This window comes from Cellulomonas sp. IC4_254 (assembly GCF_011603975.1).
GTDB lineage: Bacteria > Actinomycetota > Actinomycetes > Actinomycetales > Cellulomonadaceae > Cellulomonas.
Genome location: NZ_JAANNB010000213.1, coordinates 1 through 6,354, shown reverse-complemented (window position 1 = coordinate 6,354; position 6,354 = coordinate 1). Strand labels below are relative to the sequence as shown.

General features: G+C 74.6%; 7 protein-coding genes. 5 read left to right on the top strand and 2 right to left on the bottom strand.

The annotated features are described in order from the left end of the window. Window positions 1–108 precede the first annotated feature (108 nt). From mca to G6556_RS16350, 3 genes are read left to right on the top strand one after another with little or no spacing between them, the layout of a single operon-like run. Complete coding sequence (gene mca, locus G6556_RS16360) at window positions 109–966, top strand: mycothiol conjugate amidase Mca (RefSeq protein ID WP_166943807.1); 858 nt, start codon at window positions 109–111, stop codon at window positions 964–966. Next, a complete protein-coding gene (locus tag G6556_RS19735; RefSeq protein ID WP_166943801.1) occupies window positions 963–1,337 on the top strand; it encodes a hypothetical protein in 375 nt (124 codons plus the stop codon). Before mca ends, G6556_RS19735 begins: the two co-directional genes overlap by 4 nt. Next, window positions 1,334–2,158 (top strand): carbon-nitrogen hydrolase family protein, encoded by an 825-nt coding sequence (locus tag G6556_RS16350; protein WP_166943799.1) that lies wholly within the window; start codon window positions 1,334–1,336, stop codon window positions 2,156–2,158. Before G6556_RS19735 ends, G6556_RS16350 begins: the two co-directional genes overlap by 4 nt. Before the next feature lie 13 nt (window positions 2,159–2,171). Here G6556_RS16350 and G6556_RS16345 read toward each other — a convergent pair whose 3' ends face one another. Then, window positions 2,172–2,930, bottom strand: coding sequence for a GTP pyrophosphokinase family protein (locus G6556_RS16345; RefSeq protein ID WP_166943797.1), 759 nt, complete (start codon window positions 2,928–2,930; stop codon window positions 2,172–2,174). A gap of 29 nt (window positions 2,931–2,959) precedes the next feature. After that, entirely contained in the window at window positions 2,960–3,631 is a 672-nt protein-coding gene (locus G6556_RS16340; RefSeq protein WP_346774948.1) for a hemolysin III family protein, read from the bottom strand. 239 nt (window positions 3,632–3,870) lie between these two features. On the opposite strand from G6556_RS16340, the gene G6556_RS16335 reads away from it, so the two are divergent. Together G6556_RS16335 and G6556_RS16330 are read left to right on the top strand one after the other, a co-directional pair. Continuing rightward, window positions 3,871–4,632, top strand: coding sequence for an isoprenyl transferase (locus G6556_RS16335; RefSeq protein ID WP_166943795.1), 762 nt, complete (start codon window positions 3,871–3,873; stop codon window positions 4,630–4,632). 304 nt (window positions 4,633–4,936) lie between these two features. Beyond that, entirely contained in the window at window positions 4,937–6,271 is a 1,335-nt protein-coding gene (locus tag G6556_RS16330; protein ID WP_166943804.1) for a PhoH family protein, read from the top strand. Window positions 6,272–6,354: the final 83 nt, after the last annotated feature.

The window sequence follows — 6,354 nt, the reverse complement described above, 5'->3', positions numbered from 1 at the left end:
CGCGGGGGCTGCGCGGAGTCGTCGGGGTGCGACCATTGTCTCGCGCCGGGTGCCGCACCGGCGACGAGGAGAGGACGACACCACACCGTGACCGAGCAGCTGCGCCTGATGGCGGTGCACGCCCACCCGGACGACGAGTCGAGCAAGGGGGCGGCGACGACCGCCCGGTACGCCGCGGAGGGCGTGGACGTGCTCGTCGTCACCTGCACCGGCGGGGAGCGCGGCGACGTGCTCAACCCGCACCACCCGCCCGTGGAGGGCGGGATCGAGGGGATGCGCGCCGTGCGCCGCACCGAGATGGCCGCGGCGGCCGCCGCGCTCGGGGTCCGGCAGCACTGGCTGGGGTTCGTGGACTCGGGGCTGCCGGAGGGCGACCCGCTGCCGCCGCTGCCCGAGGGCTGCTTCGCGCTGCAGCCGCTGGAGGAGGCGGCCCGCCCGCTGGTGGAGCTCGTCCGCGAGTTCCGGCCGCACGTCATCACGACGTACGACCCCACCGGCGGGTACCCGCACCCGGACCACATCATGTGCCACCGGGTGGCGTTCGAGGCCTTCCACGCCGCCGGCGACCCGGAGCGGTACCGCGGCGCGGGCGAGCCGTGGGAGCCGCTGAAGCTCTACTACAACCACGGGTTCTCGATGGCCCGGATCCGCGCGGCGCACGAGGCGATGGTCGAGCGCGGCCTGGAGTCGCCGTTCGGCGAGTGGGTGGAGTCCCGGGCGGCCCGGGAGATCCCGGAGCGGGAGGTCACGACGCTGGTGGACGTGCACGAGCACTTCGACGCGCGGGACGCGGCGCTGCGGGCGCACGCGACGCAGATCGACCCCGAGGGCTTCTTCTTCGCGATGCCGCGGGACCTGGAGCTCGAGGTGTGGCCCACCGAGGAGTTCGAGCTCGCCGAGTCGCGGGTGCCGACGACCACCCCCGAGGACGACCTGTTCGCCGGCGTGCGCGAGGTGCTCGCGTGACCGGGGCGCTGGCGGTCGCGCACGGGACGCTGCTGCAGGGCTGGGCGGCGGTCGCCGCGGCGGTCGACCCGTCGCCCTCGCCGTCGAGCATCGAGATCCCGCCGGAGGACCAGACCTCGCCCGGGCTGCTCGGGTTCCTCGTGACGTTCGCGGCCGCCGCGGCCGTCATCCTCCTGGCGTTCTCGATGGTGCGGCACCTGCGGGTCGTCGACCGGAACGCGCGGCGCCAGCAGGCCGACGAGCGCACCGCGACGCCCGCGCCGGACGCCGCCGTCGCGGACGGCACGACCCCGGCCGGCGACGACCCGCGTCCCGACGGGCCCGACGGCCCCGGCACCCCCGGGTCGACCCCGCCGCGGGGCCGCGCGTGAGCACCCCGCCGCCGGTCCGCCCGGCGGTGCGGGTCACGGTCGGGCAGCTCCGGGTGAGCGACGACCACGACGCCAACCGCGAGGTGGTGCGCCGGGCGTTCGACACCGCGGGCCGTGCGCGGGCGGACGTGCTGGTGCTCCCGGAGTACGCCTCGGGCTTCGACCCGCGGGGGACCGGCCCGGAGCACGCGGAGCCGCTGGACGGCCCGTTCGTGACGCTGCTCCGCGAGCGTGCCGCTGCCGACGGCGTGGCGGTGCTCGCGGGCACGACGCTGCCCGGCGCCGACCCCGAGCGGGCGGTCAACGCGGTCGTCGCGGTGGACGCGGACGGCGCGCTGGCCGGCGTCTACCGGAAGGTGCACCTGTACGACGCGTTCGGGCACCGGGAGTCGGAGCGCCTGGAGCCGGGCCCGGCGGACGCCCCGCCGCTGACGCTGGACGTCGCCGGCGTCCGGCTCGGCGTGCTCACCTGCTACGACCTGCGGTTCCCCGAGTCCGCGCGCCGCCTCGTCGACGCCGGCGCGGAGGTGCTGGTGGTCCCGGCGGCGTGGGCGGCCGGTCCGCTCAAGGCCGAGCACTGGCGCACGCTGGCGACGGCCCGGGCCATCGAGAACACCGCGGTCGTCGTGGCCGTGGGCCAGGCCGGCCGGGGCGTCACCGGGCGCTCGCTCGTCGTCGGCCCGGACGGCGTCGTCGGGCTCGAGCTCGGCGAGGAGCCGGAGCTGCGCACCGTCGACCTGGACCCGGAGGCGCTGCGCGGCGTGCGGGAGTCGAACCCGTCGCTGGCGAACCGCCGCTACCGCGTGGTCCCGGCGGTCTGACCGCCGCCCGCGGTCAGCCGCGCGGGCGGCCCTCCGCGTCGAGGTCGGTGTCCGGCGACGGCCAGAACGTGCGCAGCAGCTCCTCGGGCGTGAGCACGGCCTCGGCCTGCTCGACCGGCTCGTCGCCCGCCAGGGCCCGCACCTCGTCGTGGATCCGCTCCATCGACGCGTCGAGCTGCGCGGCGACGTCGGCGGCGAGCTTGAGGGAGTCGGTCAGGTGCCGGGGCACCTGGCGGGCGTACTTGTAGTAGATCTTGTGCTCCAGGCTCGCCCAGAAGTCCATGGCGATGGTCCGCAGCTGGATCTCGACGACGACCTGCTCGACGCGGTCCGAGAGGTACACGGGCACCTGCACGATGAGGTGCAGCGACTGGTACCCGTTGCCCTTGGGGTGCGCGATGTAGTCGCGCTCCTCGAGCAGCGTGAGGTCGGCCTGCCCCACGAGCATGTCCCGCACCCGGTAGATGTCGGAGACGAACGAGCAGGTCACCCGCACGCCGGCGATGTCGAACATCTGCTCGCGGACCGCCTCGGGCGTCAGCGGGATGCCCTTGCGCCGGCACTTGCGCACGATCGACTCGAACGACTTGAGCCGGCTGCCGACGTGCTCGACCGGGTTGTCGTCGGCAATGTGCCGGAACTCGTCGCGCAGGATCGCGATCTTGGTCATGACCTCGTCGATGCCGAACTTGTACGTCAGCGCGAGGCGGCGCATGTCGCTCATGAGCGCGCGGAGCTCGGCCGGGTCGGGACGCTGCACGGTGCCGGTCATGCCTCCACCGTAGTTGTCCCAAGCGGGGGTCAGCGCAGGACCGCCAGGGCGGCCGCGACGTAGTGGCAGGTGAAGCCGACGACGGTCAGCACGTGGAAGATCTCGTGGAAGCCGAACCACCGCGGGCTCGGGTTGGGCCGCTTGAGGCCGTAGACCACGGCGCCGAGGGTGTAGGCGAGCCCGCCGCCGGCGACCAGCCAGACGACCTCGGGCCCGCCGGTGGGCGCGCGCCAGAAGGCGGGCAGGAACCAGACCGCGACCCAGCCGAGCGCGATGTACACCGGGACGTAGACCCAGCGCGGCGCGCCGAGCCAGAACACCCGCGCGAGCAGCCCGACCAGCGCGCCGGACCACACGATGATCAGCAGCGTCCGGGCGGTCGAGGCGGGGAGCAGGGCCACGGCCAGCGGCGTGTACGTGCCGGCGATCACCAGGAAGATGTTGGTGTGGTCCATCCGGCGCAGGATGCCGGCGACGCGCGGGGACCAGGTGCCGCGGTGGTAGACCGCGCTGGTGCCGAACAGCAGCATCGCGGCGAGCCCGAACACGGCGCACGCGATCGTGAGCGGCTGCGTGGGGGCGAGCACGACCAGCACGACCGAGGCCACGGTGACGAGCGGGAACATCCCCGCGTGGATCCAGCCCCGGAGCCGGGGCTTGACGGCGTCCACGATCTGCTCGGCGGTCTCGGCGGCCTTCACGGCGGGTTCCCCTCTCGGTCGGCGGCGCGGGCGGCGTACGGGGGCGCCGCCGCGGTCGGGTCGCGGCGGGCACGAGCCTAACCTACGAGTGCGTAGGTTACGGGTGCGTAGGTTCTGGTCGCGGAGCCGGCGGCCGGCCTGCACCAATCCTCCCCCTGGCGCTCGCGCGACCGGCGGTCCCGCACGTCCGCCGAGCGGTAGCGTGTGCACGCCGACCACCCAGACGAGGAGACCCGCGCGTGCGCCTGCCCCACCCGCTCTACGGGCTGTACGAGCGCCGCCTCGCCGCCTCGCTGCCCCGCGACCGGGTCCCGCGGCACGTCGGCGTCATCCTCGACGGCAACCGGCGCTGGGCGCGGCAGCTCGGCGAGTCGACCGCGACCGGCCACCGGCGCGGCGCGGACCGGATCGCGGACCTGCTGGCCTGGGGCGAGGAGGTCGGCGTCGAGGTCGTCACGCTGTGGATGCTGTCCACCGACAACCTCAGCCGCGACCCCGAGGAGCTGGACGCGCTGCTCGGCATCATCGAGGACGCCGTGCGCGAGCTCGCGGCCACCCGCCGGTGGCGGCTGCAGGCGGTCGGTTCGCTGGACCTGCTCCCGGAGCACACCCGGGCGACGCTGCGGGACGCCGAGTCCGCGACGGCCGACGTGCGCGGGCTGCACGTGAACGTCGCGATCGGCTACGGCGGCCGCAAGGAGATCGCGGACGCGGTGCGGTCGTACCTGAAGGAGCGCGCCGCCGAGGGCGCCACCCTGGACGACATCGCCGCGACCTTCGACGTCGAGCACATCGCGGACCACCTCTACACGAAGGGCCAGCCCGACCCGGACCTGGTGATCCGCACGTCGGGGGAGCAGCGGCTCGGCGGCTTCATGCTCTGGCAGTCGGTGCACTCGGAGTACTACTTCTGCGAGGTCTACTGGCCGGACTTCCGGCGCGTCGACTTCCTGCGCGCGGTGCGCGACTACGCGGCCCGGGAGCGCCGGCACGGCCAGTGACGCCGGCCCCGGGCGACGCCGGGACGGCCCCTGGGTGAACATCGTGTTGCGGATCACACCCGCGGCGTGTCGTGCGCGGCGCCGTGTCGGAGGCGCGGCGTAGCGTCCGGAGCAACGGGCGGCACCCGCCGCCCCCGGGAGGCCAGCCCTATGGAGCACCTGCTCCGGGGGGAGGGCCGGTCCTGGCCCTCCGTGGCCGGCCGCCCTCGTCCCGTCACCGAGCGCCGCAGGACCCGACGGTCCGGCGCGAGGGGTCCGACTCGGCGCTGAGCAGCGCCGGAGGGAGCCTGCCGTGGTCAGCAAGCTGGGAACCGCCACCGCCTCGACCGACCAGCCGGAGGGGCGCCGGACGCACGTCCTCGACACCTCCGTCCTCCTGTCGGACCCGCGCGCGATCACGCGGTTCGCCGAGCACGACGTGGTCCTCCCCGTCGTCGTGATCACCGAGCTCGAGGCCAAGCGGCACCACGCCGAGCTCGGCTACTTCGCCCGCGCGGCCCTGCGGCTGCTCGACGACCTGCGGGTCGCGCACGGCGGCCTGGACGCGCCGATCCCGCTCGGCGAGCAGGGCGGCACGCTCCGGGTGGAGCTCAACCACACGAACCCCGAGGTGCTGCCGGCGGGCTTCCGGCTGGGGGACAACGACACCCGGATCCTCGCGTGCGCCGCCAACCTCGCGGCCGAGGGCCTCGACGTCACGGTGGTGTCGAAGGACCTGCCGATGCGGATCAAGGCGTCCGCGATCGGGCTGCGGGCCGAGGAGTACCGGCACGAGCTCGCGGTGGACTCCGGCTGGACCGGCATGGACGCCCTCGACCTCACCGAGCGGCAGATGGCGGACCTGTGGGAGCACGAGTCGCTGCCGCTCGCCGACCTGCCGGACGCGCCGACGCTGCTCACGCACACCGGCCTGGTGATGCACAGCCCGCGCGGCTCGGCGCTCGGCCGGGTGACCGCCGACAAGCACGTGCAGGTGGTGCGCGGCGACCAGGACGTGTTCGGCCTGCACGGCCGCAGCGCGGAGCAGCGCATCGCGATCGACCTGCTGCTCGACGAGCAGGTCGGCATCGTGTCGCTCGGCGGCCGGGCCGGCACCGGCAAGTCGGCGCTCGCGCTGTGCGCGGGGCTGGAGGCCGTGCTCGAGCGCCGGCAGCACCGCAAGGTCATGGTGTTCCGCCCGCTGTACGCGGTCGGCGGCCAGGAGCTCGGCTACCTGCCGGGCAGCGAGGCCGAGAAGATGAACCCCTGGGCGCAGGCGGTGTTCGACACCCTGAGCGCGGTGGTCAGCCGCGAGGTGGTCGAGGAGATCATCGACCGCGAGCTGCTGGAGGTGCTGCCGCTCACGCACATCCGCGGGCGGTCGCTGCACGACGCGTTCGTGATCGTCGACGAGGCGCAGTCCCTGGAGCGGAACGTGCTGCTCACCGTGCTGTCCCGGATCGGGCAGAGCTCCCGGGTGGTGCTCACGCACGACGTCGCCCAGCGGGACAACCTGCGCGTCGGCCGGCACGACGGCGTCGCGGCGGTCATCGAGGCGCTCAAGGGGCACCCGCTGTTCGCGCACGTGACCCTCACCCGGTCCGAGCGCTCCCCGGTCGCGGCCCTGGTGACGGAGATGCTGGAGGGCATCGAGCTCTGACGCGTCCCCGCGTCGCCGAGTGGGCAGCAGATGTCGCCTCCCCGACACGGGACGGGACGTCTACTGCCCACTCGGCGCGGGGG

Excerpts from the sequence above, each read along its gene's own strand:
- mca (WP_166943807.1), top strand. The coding sequence starts at position 109 with ATGGCGGTGCACGCCCACCCGGACGACGAGTCGAGCAAGGGGGCGGCG.
- G6556_RS16345 (WP_166943797.1), bottom strand. The coding sequence starts at position 2,930 with ATGACCGGCACCGTGCAGCGTCCCGACCCGGCCGAGCTCCGCGCGCTC.